The organism is Bradyrhizobium sp. LTSP885 (assembly GCF_000938305.1).
Classification (GTDB): domain Bacteria; phylum Pseudomonadota; class Alphaproteobacteria; order Rhizobiales; family Xanthobacteraceae; genus Bradyrhizobium.
This window is the reverse complement of sequence record NZ_JYMT01000031.1, coordinates 108,468-126,546: the sequence shown is the minus strand read 5'-3', so window position 1 is coordinate 126,546 and position 18,079 is coordinate 108,468. Positions and strand designations below refer to the sequence as shown.

Genomic DNA, 18,079 nt, shown 5'->3' with positions numbered 1-18,079 from the left:
AGCCCCGTTCGCAACACAAGCCGCGGCGTATGGGTCCCTGCTTTCGCAGGGACGACAGTTTGGATGCAGTGGCGCGCAACGCCTGCCGTTCGCGCTGCGATGACGAAACATCATCCACCGGACGGTTGATTGCCCGTAAACCCGACATGCCGAACCTTTGTCTGAATATGCCGGCCTCGTCCGTGGTTCCGTGACGTGCGCCCGGCACCGTGCGCAAGGACGGTGCGCTTCGAGGCCCTCCCAGCGGGACGTTGATGCCGATGGACAAGACTTTCGCCGATACGATTTTCCGCAACGGCCGGATTTATACGTCGAACCGGCAGCAGCCCTGGGCCGCGAGCGCGGCCGTCAAGGCCGGCCGGTTCGTGGCGGTCGGCGAGGAGCGCGACGTCGCGCCGCTGATCGGCGAGGGTACCGTCACGATTGATCTCGGCGGGCGGATGGCGATGCCTGGTATCGTCGACATCCACAACCACATCATGATGGGCGGGCAGGCCGATCTCTACGAGCTGCGCTTCTCGTCCAGCGACAGCATCGCGAAGATCGCGGAAACCATCCACAAGGCGGCCTCAGCCGCCGCGCCGGGCGCCTGGATTGTTGGCGGCCAGTTCGGCAACAATCTGCTCGGTGATCTCAACACCGCGGAATCCTGCGCGCTGCTCGATGCGGCAAGCCTCGGCCATCCCGTGCTGCTGCGCGACGACAGCTATCACAACCGCTGGGCCAGCTCGGCGGCGCTGCGGCTCGCCGGTGTGCAGGCCGATTCGCCAAACCCGACCGACGGCGAGATTGCCCGCGACCTCAAGAGCGGCACACTGACCGGGATCATGATCGAGGCCGCATCGGGCCTCGTCGAGCGGGCGCTCGCGGCGTCCGGGCACTACACCGCCGAGATGGACCGCGCGGCGGTGGCGCGTTCGATCTCGCTACTGAACATTTATGGCGTCACCGCTTTCATCGATGCCGCCAGCATGCAGCCGATCATGGCCGCGCTGAAGGGGCTCGACGATCGCGGCGAGCTCACCGCGTGGGCGGTCTGCGCGATGCCGGTGGTCGAGTCCGGCTTCATGTTCGGCAAGGCTGGCGAGGAGCTGTTTGCGCTGCGCGAGCAGTATCGCGGCGCCCATGTGAAGCCGGATTATGTAAAAGTGTTCCTCGATGGCGTCCCCGGCGCCAAGACCGCGGCGTTCCACGAGCCGTATCTGGCCGATCCCGTGCGCGGCTGCTGCTTCCGCGGCTCGACCATGCTGACCGTGCCGGACTTGATCCGCTGGCTCGGGCGCTGCGAGAAGCTCGGGCTCGCCGCAAAAATCCATTGCGCCGGCGATGCTGCGGTGACGCAGGCGCTGGACGCCATCGACGTCGTGCGCAGCTTCAACGGCTCGACCGATCTGGTTCACCAGATCGCGCATGCGAGCTACATCACGCCCGATGACATCCCGCGCTTTGCCGAACTCGGCGTCGCCGCCGATTTGTCGCCGATCATCTGGTATCCGACCATCTTCCTCGAGGCGCACAAGGCCGCGATGGGCGACGAGCGCGCGCAGCGCTTCTGGCCGAACAAGGATCTGAAGGACGCCGGCGCGCTGATGGCCGGCGGTTCGGACTGGCCGGTGATCCCGATCCCCGATCCCTGGCAGGGCATCGAGGGTATGGTGACGCGGCAAAATCCGACCGGCGATTTTCCAGGCAAGTCGCTGTGGGCCGAGCAGGCGCTCGATCTGGCTACCGTGATCGACATCTACACCATCGATGCCGCGCGCGCCGCCGGGCTCGGCCAGACCGTCGGCTCGATCGAGGTCGGTAAATCGGCCGACCTGATTGTGGTCGACCAGATGATCTTCGACATCCCCGCAGACCAGCTCGCCGACACACGGGTCGAGATGACTTTCTTCGCTGGTCGCAAGGTCTACGAGCGGGGGTGAGCGATGGACACGGCGGATCATATCCCGGTCACGGTTCTCACCGGCTTCCTCGGCAGCGGCAAGACGACGGTGCTGAACCATCTGTTGCGCCAGCCCGCGCTCAACGGCGTTGTCGCCATCATCAATGAATTCGGCGAGGTGGCGCTCGACCATCTGCTGGTCGAGAGCAGCGAAGATCGGCTGGCGCTGCTCGACAATGGCTGTATCTGCTGCTCGGTGCGCGAGGATTTGATCGAGACGCTGGCCGATCTCGCCTCGCGCCGGGCCGCAGGGACCATTCCGCCGTTTCACCGCGTGCTGGTCGAAACCACGGGCCTCGCCGATCCCGTGCCGGTGCTGCACACGCTGATGACGGCGCCTGATATTGTCGACCGCTACCGGATCGATGGCGTGGTCGCGACCGTCGATGCGGTCAACGGCGCGCACACGCTTGATGCACACGCGGAGGCGGTCAGGCAGATCGCGGTCGCCGACCGGCTGCTTGTGACCAAGACCGATCTTGCCTCTGATGACGCGCTCGCGCAGCTCGAGGCGCGGCTGGCCGCGATCAATCCGATCGCGGTTCGCAGCCACGTGCGGAACGGGATGGTCGATCCGGCAAAAGTGCTCGACGCCGGACTGTTCGATCCGGCGGCGCGATCTGCGGATGTCGTGCGCTGGTTCGAGACGGCGTCGCAGGCCGCGAACGCGCCCCACGATCACGCGCATCATCATTGTGAAGACGAGCACTGCGATCATCACGGCCATCACGCGCACGATACGGGCGTGTCGTCCTACAGCCTGATCATCGACGAGCCGGTCCAGGGCGAAGCGTTCGCGCGCTGGCTCGAGTATGTCGCGGCGCTCAGGGGCGAGGACCTGCTGCGCTTCAAGGCGATCGTGAATATCGCCGAGCAGCCTGATGCACCAATGGTGGTGCATGGCGTCCAGCACGTCTTCCATCCGCCGATCACGCTTGCCGGCTGGCCGTCCGCGGATCGCTGCTCGCGGCTCGTCTTCATCGTGCGCGGCATTCCGCGCGACATCATCGAGAACACGTTGTGCAAGTTTGCGGCCGTCAACCGCAAAGCAATCCAGCGATCTGCCGCATGACCTGCGGCCGGGTGATTCTATCAGGGTTATTGAGGGAGAGGGACATGACTGAGACCAGGAACACCAAGACGTCTTCCAGCCGGCTCAACCGGCGCACATTGCTGAAAGCAGCCGGTGCCACCGGGCTTGCGTCCGCGATGAACGTGCCGCTGGTCAACATCGCGCGCGCGGCCGGCAACACCATCAAGATCGGCTGGGTCGGATGCCTCTCGGGCGTTCGCGCGCCATTCGCCGAGCCGGACACCTGGATCCACGAGCGCATCAAGGCCCGCCTCAAGGACGGGCTGAAGATCGGCGGCAAGACCTATCAGGTCGAACTCGTGTTCAAGGACAATCAATCCGATCCGAATCGCTCGTCGGTGGTCGCGAGCGAGCTGGTGCTGCGCGAGAAATGCGACCTGATCCTGATCGAGGACGGCGACGCGCAGGCCCCGGTGCAGGAGCTGTCCGATGCTCGCGGTATCCCTTCGATCTCGACCATGGTGCCGTGGCAGGGCTGGATGTTTCCGCGCAAGTCGACGCCGGACAAGGGTTTCCCCTACAGCTACCATTTCTTCTGGGGCGCCGACGACGTCGTGAAGAACTTCATGGGCATGTGGCAGTCGGTCGAGACCAACAAGAAGGTCGGCACATTCTATATCGACAATCCCGCGGGCCAGGCGTTCTCCGACCCGAAGGTCGGGCTGCCCGGCGGCATTGCGCAGGCGGGTTATCAGGAACTCTCCGCCGGCAAGTTCCAGATCGCGACCGATGATTTCACCAACCAGGTGTCGTCGTTCAAGAGCAACGGCGTCGATATCGTCTCCGGCTTTGCCTATGGCAATCACTGGGTGACGCTGTGGAACCAGGCGGCGCAGGCCGGCTTCAAGCCGCAGATCTGCACGGTGGCGGCGGCGTTCCTGTTCCCGAGCGCGGTGAATGCGCTCGGCGATCGCGGCGACGGCATGTCGACCGAGGTTTGGTGGACGCCGGCCTATCCGTTCAAATCGTCGCTGACCGGGCAGAGCGCCGCTGAACTGGCCGCGGAATGGGAGAAGACCACGGGCAAGCAATGGACCCAGCCGATCGGCTATGCTCACGCGTTGTGGGAGGTCGCGATCGCGGCGCTCCAAAATAGCGATCCGAAGGACAAGAACTCGCTGCGCGACGCCATTGCCAATCTCGACATGGAGACAGTCGTCGGGCCGGTGAAGTTCAAGGGAACACCGATCAAGAACGTCGCGGTGACCTCGCTGGCGGGCGGGCAGTGGCGCAAGGCCAAGGGCGGCAAGTCGAAATACGAGCTCTTGATCGTCCATAACGGCACAGCGCCGTTCATCCCCAAGCAGGCCGATCTCGCGCTGCTCTCCAAGCTGGGCTGAGATGGCACCGCTGCTGCGCGTCAACGGACTGTCCAAGCGCTTCGGCGAGATCGTCGTCGCCGACGCCGTCAGCTTCAAGCTGGCGCGCGGAGAGTGCCTCGGCGTAATCGGTCCGAACGGCGCGGGCAAGAGCTCGCTGTTGAACCTGATCGTCGGCCTCGTCACGGCCGACGGCGGTTCGATCATGCTCGACGGCGCGGAGATCACCGGCCTGCCACCGCACCGCCGCGCACGCATGGGCCTAGGACGGGCGTTCCAGATCCCGCAGCCGTTCCCGCATCTGTCGGTCTACGAGAACGCGCTGGTGGCGGCATCCTACGGCGCGGGCTTGCATGGTGAGGCGGCGTCCTCCTGGACCATGGAGGTGCTGCAGCGGACCGGGCTCGAGGCCAAGGCGGACAAGCTTGCCGGCGCGTTGCCGCTGATCGACCGCAAGCGGCTCGAATTCGCCAAGGCGTTGGCCTCGAAGCCCGCCCTGATTCTGCTCGATGAGATCGCCGCGGGGCTGACCGAGCCCGAGGTCGAGCGTCTTGTTGCGATCATCCGGACGGTCAAGGCCGATCACGCGATCATCTGGATCGAGCACATTCCGCACGCGCTGCGGGCGGTGTCGGATCGTATCCTCGTGCTCAATTTCGGCCGCAAGGTCCTGGAGGGACCGCCGGCCGATGTCATGGACAGCGCCGTGGTGCGCGAAATCTACATGGGACTGAAGGCCGATGGCGTTGCTTGACGTGACTGGCCTGCAGATCTTCTACGGCGACCTCCAGGCCGTCTTCGACATGAATTTCACCGTCGGAAACGGCGAGGCGGTGGCGCTGGTCGGCGCCAACGGCGCGGGCAAATCCACCTTCCTGAAGGCGCTCGTCGGGTTGAATGAGGAGCGGTCGGGGACGGTGCATTTCGACGGCATCGACATCTCGCGCATGCCGGCCGAAGAGGTGTCGCGGCTCGGCCTCATCATGGTGCCGGAGGGGCGACTATTGTTCGACTCGCTGACCGTCGAGGAAAACCTGCTGATGGGCACCGTCAACCGGCGCTCCGGAAGCTGGACGTTGCGGCGCGTGTTCGACCTGCTTCCGATTCTGCAAGAGCGGCGGCGGATGGTGCCGGGGCAGCTCTCCGGCGGCCAGCAGCAGATGGCCGCGATCGGCCGCGCCCTGATGTCGAATCCGCGCCTTTTGCTATGCGACGAGATTTCGCTCGGGCTCGCCCCTGTCGTGGTCGAGCAGATCTATCGCTCGTTTGCGGATATTCGCGGCGAGGGCACCGCCGTGGTGCTGGTGGAGCAGGACGTCAAGCGTGCGCTCGCCGCATGCGAGCGAGTGTATTGCCTGCTGAAGGGCCGGGTCTCGCTGACCGGGCCGGCGCGCGAGATGCAACCCGAGCAACTGACACATGCCTATTTCGGCAATTAGCCAACACGGACCGGTGAGACATGATCTGGGTTGAGACGTTGATCAACGGAGCCTTGCTGGGCGGGCTCTATGCCCTGCTTGGCATTGGCCTGGCGCTGGTGTTCGGCGTCATGCGCGTCGTCAACATCGCGCATGGCGAATTCATGGTGCTGAGCGCGTTCTGCGCGGTATTGCTCGCCAATCTGTGTCCGTCGGTGCCGCCGCTGTTGATGCTGATCCCGGTGATCGCGTTGTCCTTTGCGGTCGGCTGGATCTATCAGGCCGTCATCGTCAACCGCGTCATCAAGTCGCCGGATCCACTCGCGCCGCTACTGCTGACTTTCGGCGTCTCGGTGATCCTGCGCAATGTGATGGTCGAGGTGTTCGGCGCCGACGTGCGCAGCCTTCAGGTCGGCGAACTCTCGCGCGCCAGCCTCGAGATTGCCGGACTGAACATCGGCATCATGCCGTTGCTCACGTTGGTGCTGGCGGCGCTGCTGTTCATGGCGCTGCAGCTCATCCTGCGTCATACCGAATTCGGACGGATCGTGCGGGCGACCGCCGACCGACGCGATATCGTCCGGCTGTCCGGGGTCAAGCCCGACCGGGTCTACAATTATGTCATGGGCCTGTCGCTCGCGCTGGGTGCGATCGGCGGCGTGCTGCTGGCGGTGCGATCGAGCTTCACGCCGTTCTCAGGTGCGGAGCGGCTGTTGATCGCGTTCGAGGTCGTCGTGCTCGGCGGCCTCGGCTCGTTCTGGGGCGCGCTGCTCGGCGGCATTGCGCTCGGCATGGCGCAACTGATCGGCCTGAAGATCGACCCGAACGCCGGGCTGCTCTATGCGCATTTGCTGTTCTTCATCATGCTGCTGATCAGGCCGTCCGGCCTGGTGTCGAGCAAGGGTTGAGACCGATGCCGACACGGACGATCCTCGCAGCATCCGGCCTGGTTCTGGCAGCCGTGATAGCCGGCGCCCCCTTCGTGCTGAACGAGGGCATTTTGCGGCTCGCGACGGAATGCCTGCTGCTGCTCACGATGGCGCAGATGTGGAATTTGCTGGCGGGCTATGCCGGCCTGGTCTCGCTCGGCCACCAGGTCTTCATCGCCTTCGGCGCCTATGCGCTGTTCCTGACCTCGGGCTGGCTCGAGGTCACCCCGATCTGGGTGCTGCCGGTGGCGCCGGTCGTTGCCGCTGTCGTCGCCGCCATCATCGCGGTTCCGCTGTTCCGGCTGCGCGAGGCCTATTTCTCGATCGCGATGTGGGTGTTCGCCGAGATCATCGGCGCGTTCACGATGAAGTCGCAGGCCGTCGGTGGCACGTCGGGGTTGCCGCTGCCGACCAGCAAGCTGATCGATTTCGACTGGTTCGAACCGACCATGTTCTGGCTGGCCGGCGCCTTGACGCTCGGAACCATCGCGGCGCTGTACAAACTGATGATTTCGAGCTTCGGGCTCGGGCTGATGAGCGTGCGCGACAATGATCTGGCCGCGATGAGCGTCGGCGTTGACGTCCGGCACAACCGCTTCGTCGCCTTCGTGCTGTCGGCGGCGGGGTGTGGCCTTGCCGGCGCGCTCAGCTTCATGGGCAATCTCTACATCGCGCCGCTCGCGGCATTCGACGTCAACTGGTCGGTCTACATGATGTTCATCGTTATCATCGGCGGCATCGGAACGCTCGAAGGGCCGATCCTCGGCGTCATCATCTTCTTCGGCCTGCGCGAACTGATGACCGGGCCACTCGGGCTCTCCGGCGGCTGGTATCTGGTCGGGCTCGGCGTCATCGCGGTCATCGTCATGATGGTGGCTCCGCGGGGCATCTGGCCGGCACTGCGCGATCGCCTCGGCATCCGCCTGCTCGACGTGCAGCGTACCTCGCCGCGTCCAGCCGTAGTCTTGCCGAGCGCATCGCAACAGATTGCGGGCTAGGCGGGGGGCTACTTGGCGCCGCCTTTGCCTGTATGCTCGCGGCAACAGCTTGAGGAGTGGGCGGAATGGCTCTGGTATACCGACGTGGCGGATGGGCATTGACCGGTCTGGTCGTCGCGGCGCTGGCTGCGCCGTTACCGGCGCGGGCCGAGCACAGGATGTGGCCGCATGTCGCGGCGATGCACCCAATGGATGGGCTGACTGCGGACGAAATCAATTCCGTCACGGATATCCTCCGCAGTGCCGGGAAGTTCGACGGCACGACGCGCGTCGTCTCGATGGCGCTGGACGAGGACCCCAAGGACGAGGTGCGGGCGTGGCAGCCTGGACAACCGTTCGCGCGGCGTGCGGTTGCGACGCTGCTTCGCGATCAGCATCTCTACGAGGCGCGGATTGATCTCGCCGCACGCAACTTGCTTGGCTGGAACGAGGTCAAGGACAAGCAGGCCGCACTGACGATCGACGAACTGATATCGGCGGGCGACCTTCCGAAGCAGGACTCGCGCTGGATCGCCGCGATGGCCAAGCGAGGCATCACCGATTTCAGCAATGTCGTGTGCCTGCCGCTGACGGTTGGCCCGGTGACCGATCCGACGTTGCAAGGGCATCGCCTGCTCAACGTTCCCTGCCTCGACGCGTCGGGAGCGGCCAACAATCTGTGGGGAAAGCCGATCGAGAACCTGATGGCAGAGGTGGACCTCACGACCAAATCGGTGCTGTCGGTGACCGATCTCGGCGTGGTGCCGCCGCCGCCATCGACGCCGTCACACGCCTATGGCGATTCAGGGAAGTATCGCAAGCCGCCGAAGCCGATCGAGATCTCGGCGCCGCAAGGCAGCAATGTCAAGGTGGAGGGTGGGCAAGTGCACTGGGACAACTGGTCGTTCCATGTGCGCCTCGAGCCGCGCCTCGGCGCGGTGCTGTCGCTGATCCGCTACGACGACCACGGCACGCCGCGCGACATCGCCTACCAGATGTCGGCGAGCGAGATGTTCGTGCCCTACATGGATCCGGCACTGACCTGGTCGTTCCGCGCCTATATGGACATCGGCGAATACGGCTTTGGGGTGCTGTCTAGCGAGTTGCGGCCCGGTGAGGATTGCCCGGATGGTGCGCATTACCTCGATCTGACGATCTCGGACACCAAGGGTATGCCGGCCGTTTCCAAGGGCGCGGTGTGCATTTTCGAGCGCCCCACCGGCGACCCGATCTGGCGTCACAGCGAGCTGTTCAACAACACGTCAGAGGTACGGCCGAACAATGAGCTCGTGGTGCGGATGGCGCCGGTGGTTGGCAATTACGACTATCTCGTCGACTATGTGTTCGACCGCGCCGGAAACATCGACGTGCGACTCGGAGCTTACGGCATCGACGCCACCAAGGGCGTTGCGAGCCGGACCTTGAGCGATCCGACGGCTGCGCAGGATACCGCCTACGGTACGCTGGTCGACGAGCGGCTGCTGGCGGTCAACCACGATCACTACATGACGTTCCGGATCGACATGGATGTCGACGGCGCCTCGAACCGGCTGGTCGAGGATCGCTTCAGCGTCCGCCGGATCGATGAGGGTCAGCGCAAGAGCCTCTGGCAAGTTGAGACGAGCCCGGTCGCGACCGAGGGGCCGATCACCTTGCCGCTGAACGCGGCCCAGTTCAGGGTCGAGAGCGCCGATAAAACCAACAAGCAGGGTTATCGCACCAGCTACCAATTGATGCCCGGCCATTCCGACGTCTCGCTGCTCGCCAAGGACGATCCGATCCAGCTGCGCGCCGGGTTCAGTGCCTACACGCTCTGGGCCTCGGCCTACGCGAGGGACGAGAAATACGCCGCGGGCCTCTATCCCAACGAAAATGCTGAAGTCGATGGCCTGCCGAGATGGACCGCCGCGAGGCGGCCGATCGAGGATCGCGATCTCGTGCTGTGGTACACGGTCGGCTTCCGCCATGTGCCGCGCGCCGAGGACTGGCCGGTCATGCCGGGCCTCTGGCACGGTTTTCGATTGCGCCCGTTCAACTTCTTCGATCGCAATCCGGCGCTCGACGTGCCGCCGGTGGTCGATGCCAAGGATGCGAAATGACCCGCCGCTTGTCTCGCTTCGGTGCGGTGGCCTGCGTTCTCATGGCGATGCTGCCGGCCGCGCGTGGCGCGACGGCTTCTCCTGATACCAGCGACGCCGACACGTCCTTGCTCTACCTCAGCTCAGCCGACTGGCAGAAGCAGCTGGCGCCGCGCAAGATTGCGCTCGCGGCCGACTTTATGCGGATATTTTGCACCGACCAGACCATGACGCCGGCGTCGCTGGCCGACTGTCTCGACCGCGACACGGCCCATGGTGCTCTGTTCGAGCGCGCCATCGCCTGCGCGAGCGCGATTTCAGCCGGCCGCTGAGAGGCCGGCATCGATGCCTTCGGCGATCCTGGTCACATCGGCTGCGGTGAGGATCAGCGGCGGCGACAGGATGATGGTGTTGCCGGAGGCCCGCAACATCACGCCGGCCTCATAGGCGGCGTCGGCGACCTTGGCCATCGTCTTCTTGTCAGCCGGCTTCTTGCTGTCGCGATCGGCCACCAGCTCGAGCGCGGCCATCAGCCCCTTGCTCCTGACGTCGCCGACCAGCGGATGGCTGGCCTTGAGCTGCTCGAGCGCACCGGCGAGATCGATGCCGCGTGCGGCGGCGTTCTCGTCGAGCTTGAGACGGCGGGTCTCGGCCAGCGCCGCAAGGCCCGCGGCACAGCCGACCGGATGGCCCGAATAGGTGTAGCCATGCCCGATCGAGCCGAACGACGTCGTGTCCGCCTCGAAGGTTTCTGCCACCTCCTCTCCGATCAGCGTCGCGCCGAGCGGGAAATAGCCCGACGTGATTGCTTTCGCCATCGTCATCATGTCGGGCTTCACGCCCCACAGACGCGAGCCCGACCATGCGCCGGTGCGGCCAAACCCGGTGACGACCTCGTCCGCGATCATCAGGATGCCGTGGCGGTCGCAGATCTCGCGCGCCAGCGTCATGAAATTGTCCGGCGGCACGATCACGCCGCCAGCGCCGAGCACCGGCTCCATGATGAAGGCGGCGATGGTGTCACCGCCCTGGAACGCGATCTCGTCCTCCATGGCAGCTGCGCACAATTGCGCGAGCTTGGCGGGATCGGTCTCGTTGAAGGGATTGCGGTAGGTCGATGGCGCGGGGATGTGGAACACGCCCGGCAGCAGCGGCTCGTAGTTGCGGCGGAAGTTGGCGTTGCCATTGACCGAGGCGCCGCCGAAATGCGTGCCGTGATAGCCCTTCTTCAGCGACAGGAATTTGGTGCGGTCGGCCTGGCCCTTGATCTTCCAGTATTGCCGCGCGAGCCGCAGCGCGGTCTCGACCGAGTCGGAACCACCCGAGGTGAAGAAGGCGCGGACCATGCCTTCCGGCTTGAACCATTCGGTGAGCTCATAGGCGAGCTCGATCGACGGGCCGGTCGAGGTGCCGCGAAAGCTGGAATAATAGGGCAATGCGCTGAGTTGGTCCGAGATCGCCTTCTTGATCGGATCGCAGCTATAGCCGAGATTGACGTTCCAGAGGCCGCCGACCGCATCGATCACGGTGTTGCCGTCGATATCGGTGACGTGGACGCCTTCGCCCTTCATCACGATCCGCGGCGGCTGCGCCCGCATCTCGGCGGGATGGGCCATCGGGTGCCAGATCGGCTTGGCGTTGTTCTCGATCAGGAAGTTTCTGTCGCGCATGATCGCTCTCTGTCCGGCTCAGTCGAATTGCAGTCCGAAGTGGCGCAAGGCCTCACGGTACGACGCGGCGGGCGTCCGCACATCGAACAGCACCGTGCGCATGCCGCACGCGGCGGCGCCCGCAATGTTGCGGCGCTGGTCATCGACGAAGACGCAGTCGTCCGCATCCAACGCCAGTGCCTCGAGCACGCCCTGGTAGGCGCGCGGATCGGGCTTGAGGATTTTGGTATGGGTCGCGTCCACGATCGTCTCGAACCGTGCGAGGACGGGAAGGCGGGTGCGGAAATCCGCGCCGTAAAACAAATCGAGCTCGTTGGAGAGGATGGCGAGCCTGACGCCGGCGTCCGCCGCGATCCGGATCGCGCGCTCCGCCTCGGGACGGATCACCGTGTCAGGCTCGGCGCCGCGCGCGCGCTTCACGAAGGTCTCCATGTCGGGCCAGTCTTCGCCGAGCATGCGCCCGACCTCGCGGCTGCGCGTCAGCCAGTAATCGCGCTCGGAGATCTCGCCATGCTGCATGGCGGTCCAGAGCGGATCGCTGTCGGGCGCGAACGGGCCAAGCCATTTCAGCGTGCAGGGGGCGAGCCCCAGCGCGCGTTCCGTCAGGTCGTGGGTCTCGAACAGGGTCTTCGAGATGACCCCGCCGAAATCCAGCACCAGTGCCTGGGCGATTGGATTGCTCACGCCGCAACCGTGATCCGGCCGGCCGGTACGATGCCGGCCTCGACCCAGCGGTCGAAGATGCCGAGCACCGTCTCATTGAAGAGCGTACTGTTGATGTGGTCCTTGATCTCGTGCAGCTCGACCGGCGGCGCGATCGCCGACCGCATTGCATCGACGAAGGCGGCCAGCGCATCGGGATCGTGCAGTGCTTCGCCCGCGCGGTCCCATTGCTGGATGCCGCCGGTGGGCAGCACGAAGGCGACGGGCGCCCTGGCCTGCGACAGCTTGTCGGCGATCGCGCGGGCGATCCGGCGGCGATCGACGGCCTTGGATGTCGCCGATGCCAGCAGGCGGTTATGCGCGTGGAAGGGACGGTCGCTCAATTCGTTCGGTACCGGCAGCCACGCTGGAAAGTCGATCATGTCGATGGCGCCAGGGGCGACGATCTGCGGAATGCCGGCTCTGCCGGCATTCTCCAACCGATCGGCACCCGAATTTACCACCGAGCCGGTCAGTTGGTTGGCGACCTCCTGCAGGCTGAGATCCAGCACCGCGGCGAAACCGCCTTGGGCCGCGATCGACTCCATCGCACGGCCGCCCATGCCCGTGGTGTGGAAGACTACAACCTCGTAGCCGCGCTTTTCCAACTGCGGCTTGAGCTCGACCATGTAGCGCAGGCAGCTCTTGCCGAGCGAGGTGATCGCGACCACCGGCCGCTCGTTGCGCGGCCTGATCGCGCTCTTCGCCGCGCCGACGATCGCACCGCAGGCCTGCGACAGCACCGCCGTGCAGGTGCCGTTGAGGCCGTAAAGCCCACCGGCCCACAGGATCATCATCAGATCGGCCGCGACACGGTGCGGCGGGATCAGATGTGAGAATGCGACCGTCGAGACGATCAGCTTCGGCAGGCCGAGCGGCAGCGCCTGCGCAACATCGAGCGCCAGATCGGTTCCCATGGTGCCGCCGATTGCGATCACGCCATCGATAGCGTCGCGGTCTGCGAGGTCGCGCGCGAGGTTGGCGGCTCCGACGGCCATCAGGGACATCGCCGAATTCTCGTCGCCGCTGGATGCGATCACATCGACCGTCGTGTGTGCGGCGGCCGCTACCGCATGCTTGTCATGCGCGGGCCGGTAGGGCGGGTCGCCGAGCACGCTGATGTCCATCATGATCGTGGTGCCGCCGGCCCTGCCGATGCACTCGGTCATGAATGTGAGTTCGTCGGCCTTGGTGTCGCCGGTGCCGATCAGGAGGATTCGGGGCTGCGTGATCTCGGACATTGCGCGTCGGGGCTCGCCGGTGGGCTGGGAGAGGATTGGAACGAACGACTGATAGCACCGAGCAGAGAGAGCGTTCGGCCATCGTGAGATTCACGCTATGGGGACGGCGTCCGCGACGACATCAACCTATCGGTGGATTGCTGCCAAGGCCTTGAACTGGCTGAAATTGCGGATGTTAGCGACCCCGTCGGTGTCAGCTCCGCCACCACCACGATTGTCTCACATGCAGCAAGTCCAGATCGATCGGTTGAGGTCATCAGCCGTTCCGGCCCAGCAGCTTTTTATCGGCGGCCGGCCGACGGCAGCGATCGGCGAGGCGCGGCTTGACGTCGTCTCGCCGATCGACGGTAAGGCGCTGACGACGATCGCCGATGGCGATGCGGCCGATATCGATCTTGCGGTGACGCGGGCACGGCAGGTGTTCGAGCAGGGAAGCTGGTCGCGCGCGGCGCCGGCACAACGCAAGAAGGTGCTGCTGCGGTTCGCCGAGCTGATCGAGCAGCACGCGCTGGAGATCGCGGTGCTTGGCGTGCGCGACAACGGCACCGAGATCGGCATGGCCTACAAGGCCGAGCCGCTGTCGGCGGCCGGAGCCATCCGCTACTACGCCGAGGCGATCGACAAGGTCTATGGCGAGATCGCGCCGACCGGTGGTGATGTCCTTGGCCTCGTGCATCGCGAGCCGCTCGGTGTCGTCGGCGTGATCGTGCCCTGGAATTTCCCGCTGATGATCGGGGCGTGGAAAATTGGTCCCGCGCTCGCCGCCGGAAACTCCGTCGTGGTGAAGCCGCCGGAACTGGCGTCGCTGACATTGCTGCGGCTCGCCGAATTGGCGAGTGAGGCAGGGTTGCCGGATGGCGTGCTCAATGTCGTGACCGGCCGTGGCGCGTCGGCCGGCGAGGCGCTCGCGCTTCACATGGATGTCGACGTGCTCGCCTTCACTGGTTCCGGCGCGGTCGGCCGGCTGCTGCTAGAATGCTCGGCGCGATCGAACCTGAAACGCGTCCATCTTGAGCTTGGTGGAAAATCGCCCAACATCGTGTTTGCCGATGTGCCCGACATCAAGCAGGCGGCAAAAGTGTCGGCGAACGGCATCTTCCGCAATTCCGGTCAGGTCTGCGTCGCCGGCTCGCGGCTGCTCGTGCAGTCCTCGATTTATGACCGCTTCATGGACGAGCTGCTTGACGCCACTGCGAAGCTCAGGGTCGGCGACCCGCTCGAGCTGACGTCGGATATCGGCGCGATCTCGAGCCCGGCGCAGTTGCGCAAGAATCTGGACGCTGTTGCGCGCGCGGAGGAGCAGGGCGCGCAGCGGCTGGTTGGCGGTGAACAGATCCGCGCCGGGAGCGGCGGCAATTTCATGTCGCCTGCGATCCTCGCAGAGGTCACACCGTCGATGGAGCTGTGGCGTGAGGAGGTGTTCGGTCCCGTGCTCGCCGTCACGCGCTTCGACAACGAGGAGGACGCAATCGCGCTTGCCAATGCGACGCCTTATGGTCTGGCATCCGCGGTGTGGACCAGCCGGCTGGCGACGGCGCATCGCATGGTGCGCGCGATTCATGCCGGGGTCGTGCACGTCAACACCTATGGCGGCGCCGACATCACGGTGCCGCTCGGCGGCTTCAAGCAATCCGGCTTCGGGCGGGACAAATCGCTCCACGCGCTCGACGCCTACACCGACCTCAAGACCGCCTGGATCGCGCTATGACAACAGCAACCGCCGAGCGCCAGGGCGTTCTGAACCGACTGATCGAGACCGAGCAGGAGCGCTTCCTGGCGCTGCATCCGCGTTCGGCGGAAGCCTGGCAGGAAGGCAAGCAGCATTTCCTCTATGGCGGTCCGTCGCACTGGATGCGGCGCTGGGCCGGTGGATTCCCGGTCTATGTCGACGAGGCCAGTGGGGCGCATATCCGGGATATCGACGGCCGCGACTACGTCGATTTCTGCCTCGGTGATACCGGCGGCATGTGTGGACACGCGCCCGAGGCGGTGACCGACGCTGTGCTGCGCCAGCTCAAGCGCGGCGCGACGACGATGCTGCCGACCGAGGATAGTCTCTGGGTCGGCGCCGAGCTCTCCCGTCGCTTCGGCCCAAAATATTGGACGCTGACGACTTCGGCGACCGACGCCAACCGCGCTGCGATCCGGATCGCGCGCATGATCACCGGCCGCCGCAAGGTGCTGGTGTTCTCCGGCTGCTACCACGGTGGCGTCGAGGAGGCCCATGTCGAAATCCGCGACGGTCGCGTCGGCCTGCGCAACATGATCCATCCGAACGGCATCGATCATGACGCGGTCTCACGGGTCGTCGAGTTCAATGATGTCGCCGCGCTTGAGGCGGCGCTGGCGCATGGCGACGTCGCCTGCGTGCTGGCCGAGCCGCTGATGACGAATTTCGGCATGATCCCGGTCGCTACAGGATTTCACCAAGCGTTGCGTGACCTGACCCGCCGTGCCGGCACAATCCTGATCATCGACGAGACCCACACGCTGTCCTGCGGACCGGGCGGTTACAGCGGGGATAACGGGCTCGAATCCGACATCTTCGTCGCCGGCAAGGCAATCGCCGGCGGTATTCCCGCGGGTATCTTCGGCCTGAGCCAGGAGATCGCCGAGCGGCTCTGGACGCTCGTTCCCCATGTCAATCCGCGCGAGCGGCAGTCCGCCCATCTTGGGTTTGGTGGCACGCTCGCTGGCAATGCGCTGACGGTTACGACCATGCGTGCGGTGCTGGAGAAGGTTCTGACGCCGGCGAATTACGAACGCATGATCGCCACCGCAACGCGGCTCGCAAGCGATATCAGCCGACTGATCGAGGCGAATCGTCTGCCCTGGCATGTCACGCAGATCGGCGCGCGGGCCGAGATCATGTTCATGCGCGAGCCGCCGCGCAGCGGTGCGGACGTGATCGCGGGACGCCAGCCCGACCTCGAAACCCTGCTGCATGCGTTCTACATGAACGAGGGCATTCTGGTGACGCCGTTCCACACCATGCTGCTGATGTGTCCGGCAACCTCGGCGACCGATGTGGAACGACACACCGCCGTATTTACGCAGTTCATCGATCTGCTGCGACGGGCCGGAGTGATCTGATGCCGCATCCGCCGTTCGATCTCGCCGGGAGAGTAGCCATCGTCACAGGCGGGGGCAGGGGCATCGGCGCCGCCATCGTCACGCGGCTCGCGCGGGCTGGCGCGACCGTGGTGATTGCCAACCGGACGCTGGATATCGCCGAAGCGCTGGTGCGGGAGCTGGCGGCTGAGGGCCTCGCCGTGCATTGCGTGCCCTTCGACAAACTCGACCGCGCGAGCCTGCGTCTCATGATCGACGAGGTCGCCGGGCAACATGGCCGGCTCGACATCGTCGTGCACAATGCCGGCGGCTGCCCGTGGTCGTCGCTGGATGACCTCGACGAGGCGAAGCTTGACGACACGTTGGCGCTGAACCTGAATGCGAGTTTCTGGCTGGCGCAGGCCGCGATCCCGCACATGCGTGCTATCGGCTTCGGGCGGATCCTTGTGACCTCGTCCGTCTCTGCCCGCGTTGCGATGGGCGGCGGCGCGCATTACTCGGCGGCGAAGGCCGGCGCCAATGCATTCATTCGCGGCGCGGCGTTTGAGCTGGCGCGCGACGGCATCACGGTCAACGGCGTCGAGGCCGGCTTTATCGAAAAGCCGGGCCGCGGCACCATGAGCGAGCCTGCGAACAAGGCGAAGCTCGAGCGCTTCATTCCGGTCGGGCACATGGGCAACGCCGACGATATCGCCTGCGCGATGCTCTATCTTGCCTCCGCCGAGGCCAAATATGTCACCGGGCAAACCATCGTCGTGGATGGCGGTTCGACGCTGCCGGAGACCGGATTTGCCGTCGAACGGCAATGGGGACTGTAGATGTCGCGGCTCGATGGAAAGACCGCGCTGGTCACCGGAGCTGCGACCGGTATCGGCCGCGCGACCGCGTTGCTGCTGGCCCGCAACGGCGCGCACGTTGTGCTGTTTGGCCTTGGCGAAGCCGAGCTTGAGGCGGCTGCGGCGGAAGCCGGCGGGCACGCGATCCATGGTGACGTGACCAAGTCGGCCGACATCGCCAAGGCGGTCGTGGCCTGCGGCGCGCGGCTCGACATCCTCGTCAATGCCGCCGGCCTGATCATCCCCGATCAACCCTCGACGGTCACCGACGAAGTCTGGGCGAAGACCCTTGATGTCAACCTGACCGGGACTATGCGCGTCTGTCGCGCGTCCCTGCCGCTGCTCAGGCAGCGCGGCGGCGCGATCGTGAATATCGCTTCCGTTGCCGCGTTCAACGCCAGCCCGGATGGCGCAAGCTATGCGGCAAGCAAGGCGGCCGTCGTCGCCTACACCCGTTCGCTGGCCTACGCCCATGGCGCCGACGGTATCCGCGCCAATGCGGTGGCGCCCGGTTGGGTGCGGACGCCGATGAGCGCCTACGAGATGGGATTGCTCGCCGAGCAGAACGGCACGACGCCGGAGGCGGAATTCCAGGCAGTCGAGCGGCGGATCGCGCTGGGCCGGATGGCCGAGCCCGCGGAGATCGCCGCCTGTTGCCTGTTCCTCGTCTCGGACGAGGCGTCGTTCGTAACCGGCGCCGTTCTTGTTGCCGACGGCGGCGGCCGATCTCCGACGCAAAATCGCGCCGTCTAGCGGCGGCTCCTGTTCGGCCGGCTCGGCCTGTTCTCGCAATAAACCT

16 protein-coding genes are annotated in these 18,079 nt (G+C 65.4%); 13 read left to right on the top strand and 3 right to left on the bottom strand.

Features of this window, described 5'->3' with window-relative positions:
• The first annotated feature begins 260 nt into the window (after positions 1 to 260).
• The 9 genes from UP09_RS19220 (at position 261) to UP09_RS19180 (ending at position 10,091) form a co-directional block, all read left to right on the top strand.
• A complete protein-coding gene (locus tag UP09_RS19220; RefSeq protein ID WP_044539828.1) occupies positions 261 to 1,925 on the top strand; it encodes an amidohydrolase in 1,665 nt (554 codons plus the stop codon).
• Positions 1,926 to 1,928: 3 nt separating this feature from the next.
• Positions 1,929 to 3,017 (top strand): CobW family GTP-binding protein, encoded by a 1,089-nt coding sequence (locus tag UP09_RS19215; RefSeq protein WP_044539827.1) that lies wholly within the window; start codon positions 1,929 to 1,931, stop codon positions 3,015 to 3,017.
• A 44-nt stretch (positions 3,018 to 3,061) separates the two neighbouring features.
• Positions 3,062 to 4,378, top strand: a complete 1,317-nt coding sequence (locus UP09_RS19210; protein ID WP_044539826.1) for an ABC transporter substrate-binding protein — start codon at positions 3,062 to 3,064, stop codon at positions 4,376 to 4,378.
• Between the two features lies 1 nt (position 4,379).
• On the top strand, positions 4,380 to 5,111 hold the full coding sequence (locus tag UP09_RS19205) for an ABC transporter ATP-binding protein (RefSeq protein WP_044539825.1): 732 nt from the start codon (positions 4,380 to 4,382) through the stop codon (positions 5,109 to 5,111).
• Positions 5,098 to 5,796: an ABC transporter ATP-binding protein gene (locus UP09_RS19200; RefSeq protein ID WP_044539824.1), complete on the top strand. Its 699-nt coding sequence runs from the start codon at positions 5,098 to 5,100 to the stop codon at positions 5,794 to 5,796. Before UP09_RS19205 ends, UP09_RS19200 begins: the two co-directional genes overlap by 14 nt.
• A 20-nt stretch (positions 5,797 to 5,816) precedes the next feature.
• Complete coding sequence (locus tag UP09_RS19195; RefSeq protein ID WP_044539823.1) at positions 5,817 to 6,683, top strand: branched-chain amino acid ABC transporter permease; 867 nt, start codon at positions 5,817 to 5,819, stop codon at positions 6,681 to 6,683.
• A gap of 5 nt (positions 6,684 to 6,688) precedes the next feature.
• Positions 6,689 to 7,702, top strand: coding sequence for a branched-chain amino acid ABC transporter permease (locus UP09_RS19190; protein ID WP_044539822.1), 1,014 nt, complete (start codon positions 6,689 to 6,691; stop codon positions 7,700 to 7,702).
• A 65-nt stretch (positions 7,703 to 7,767) separates the two neighbouring features.
• Entirely contained in the window at positions 7,768 to 9,780 is a 2,013-nt protein-coding gene (locus UP09_RS19185; RefSeq protein ID WP_082070198.1) for a copper amine oxidase, read from the top strand.
• Positions 9,777 to 10,091, top strand: a complete 315-nt coding sequence (locus UP09_RS19180) for a hypothetical protein (protein WP_044539821.1) — start codon at positions 9,777 to 9,779, stop codon at positions 10,089 to 10,091. Before UP09_RS19185 ends, UP09_RS19180 begins: the two co-directional genes overlap by 4 nt.
• Here the strand turns inward: UP09_RS19180 and UP09_RS19175 are convergent.
• The 3 genes from UP09_RS19175 to UP09_RS19165 are packed head-to-tail and all read right to left on the bottom strand — an operon-like array spanning position 10,077 to position 13,372.
• Positions 10,077 to 11,429, bottom strand: a complete 1,353-nt coding sequence (locus tag UP09_RS19175) for an aminotransferase class III-fold pyridoxal phosphate-dependent enzyme (protein ID WP_044539820.1) — start codon at positions 11,427 to 11,429, stop codon at positions 10,077 to 10,079. The two genes, UP09_RS19180 and UP09_RS19175, sit on opposite strands and share 15 nt — an antisense overlap.
• A gap of 18 nt (positions 11,430 to 11,447) precedes the next feature.
• Positions 11,448 to 12,101 (bottom strand): HAD family hydrolase, encoded by a 654-nt coding sequence (locus UP09_RS19170; protein WP_044539955.1) that lies wholly within the window; start codon positions 12,099 to 12,101, stop codon positions 11,448 to 11,450.
• Between the two features lie 8 nt (positions 12,102 to 12,109).
• Positions 12,110 to 13,372, bottom strand: a complete 1,263-nt coding sequence (locus tag UP09_RS19165) for a Tm-1-like ATP-binding domain-containing protein (RefSeq protein WP_044539819.1) — start codon at positions 13,370 to 13,372, stop codon at positions 12,110 to 12,112.
• A 223-nt stretch (positions 13,373 to 13,595) separates the two neighbouring features.
• On the opposite strand from UP09_RS19165, the gene UP09_RS19160 reads away from it, so the two are divergent.
• Genes UP09_RS19160 through UP09_RS19145 form a run of 4 tightly spaced genes read left to right on the top strand, consistent with a single transcriptional unit; the run spans position 13,596 to position 18,033 of the window.
• Positions 13,596 to 15,080: an aldehyde dehydrogenase gene (locus UP09_RS19160; RefSeq protein ID WP_082070197.1), complete on the top strand. Its 1,485-nt coding sequence runs from the start codon at positions 13,596 to 13,598 to the stop codon at positions 15,078 to 15,080.
• Complete coding sequence (locus UP09_RS19155) at positions 15,077 to 16,465, top strand: transaminase (protein ID WP_044539817.1); 1,389 nt, start codon at positions 15,077 to 15,079, stop codon at positions 16,463 to 16,465. The genes UP09_RS19160 and UP09_RS19155 overlap by 4 nt, the downstream gene beginning before the upstream one ends.
• Positions 16,465 to 17,262: an SDR family oxidoreductase gene (locus tag UP09_RS19150; RefSeq protein WP_044539816.1), complete on the top strand. Its 798-nt coding sequence runs from the start codon at positions 16,465 to 16,467 to the stop codon at positions 17,260 to 17,262. Before UP09_RS19155 ends, UP09_RS19150 begins: the two co-directional genes overlap by 1 nt.
• The gene (locus UP09_RS19145) at positions 17,263 to 18,033 is read left to right on the top strand and encodes an SDR family NAD(P)-dependent oxidoreductase (protein ID WP_044539815.1); all 771 of its coding nucleotides are present in this window, start codon (positions 17,263 to 17,265) and stop codon (positions 18,031 to 18,033) included.
• Positions 18,034 to 18,079: the final 46 nt, after the last annotated feature.

Coding starts and splice junctions, on each gene's coding strand:
- UP09_RS19145 (WP_044539815.1), top strand. CDS start 17,263: ATGTCGCGGCTCGATGGAAAGACCGCGCTGGTCACCGGAGCTGCGACC.
- UP09_RS19150 (WP_044539816.1), top strand. CDS start 16,465: ATGCCGCATCCGCCGTTCGATCTCGCCGGGAGAGTAGCCATCGTCACA.
- UP09_RS19220 (WP_044539828.1), top strand. CDS start 261: ATGGACAAGACTTTCGCCGATACGATTTTCCGCAACGGCCGGATTTAT.
- UP09_RS19180 (WP_044539821.1), top strand. CDS start 9,777: ATGACCCGCCGCTTGTCTCGCTTCGGTGCGGTGGCCTGCGTTCTCATG.
- UP09_RS19215 (WP_044539827.1), top strand. CDS start 1,929: ATGGACACGGCGGATCATATCCCGGTCACGGTTCTCACCGGCTTCCTC.
- UP09_RS19195 (WP_044539823.1), top strand. CDS start 5,817: ATGATCTGGGTTGAGACGTTGATCAACGGAGCCTTGCTGGGCGGGCTC.
- UP09_RS19165 (WP_044539819.1), bottom strand. CDS start 13,372: ATGTCCGAGATCACGCAGCCCCGAATCCTCCTGATCGGCACCGGCGAC.
- UP09_RS19155 (WP_044539817.1), top strand. CDS start 15,077: ATGACAACAGCAACCGCCGAGCGCCAGGGCGTTCTGAACCGACTGATC.
- UP09_RS19160 (WP_082070197.1), top strand. CDS start 13,596: ATGCAGCAAGTCCAGATCGATCGGTTGAGGTCATCAGCCGTTCCGGCC.
- UP09_RS19200 (WP_044539824.1), top strand. CDS start 5,098: ATGGCGTTGCTTGACGTGACTGGCCTGCAGATCTTCTACGGCGACCTC.
- UP09_RS19210 (WP_044539826.1), top strand. CDS start 3,062: ATGACTGAGACCAGGAACACCAAGACGTCTTCCAGCCGGCTCAACCGG.
- UP09_RS19175 (WP_044539820.1), bottom strand. CDS start 11,429: ATGCGCGACAGAAACTTCCTGATCGAGAACAACGCCAAGCCGATCTGG.
- UP09_RS19185 (WP_082070198.1), top strand. CDS start 7,768: ATGGCTCTGGTATACCGACGTGGCGGATGGGCATTGACCGGTCTGGTC.
- UP09_RS19205 (WP_044539825.1), top strand. CDS start 4,380: ATGGCACCGCTGCTGCGCGTCAACGGACTGTCCAAGCGCTTCGGCGAG.
- UP09_RS19190 (WP_044539822.1), top strand. CDS start 6,689: ATGCCGACACGGACGATCCTCGCAGCATCCGGCCTGGTTCTGGCAGCC.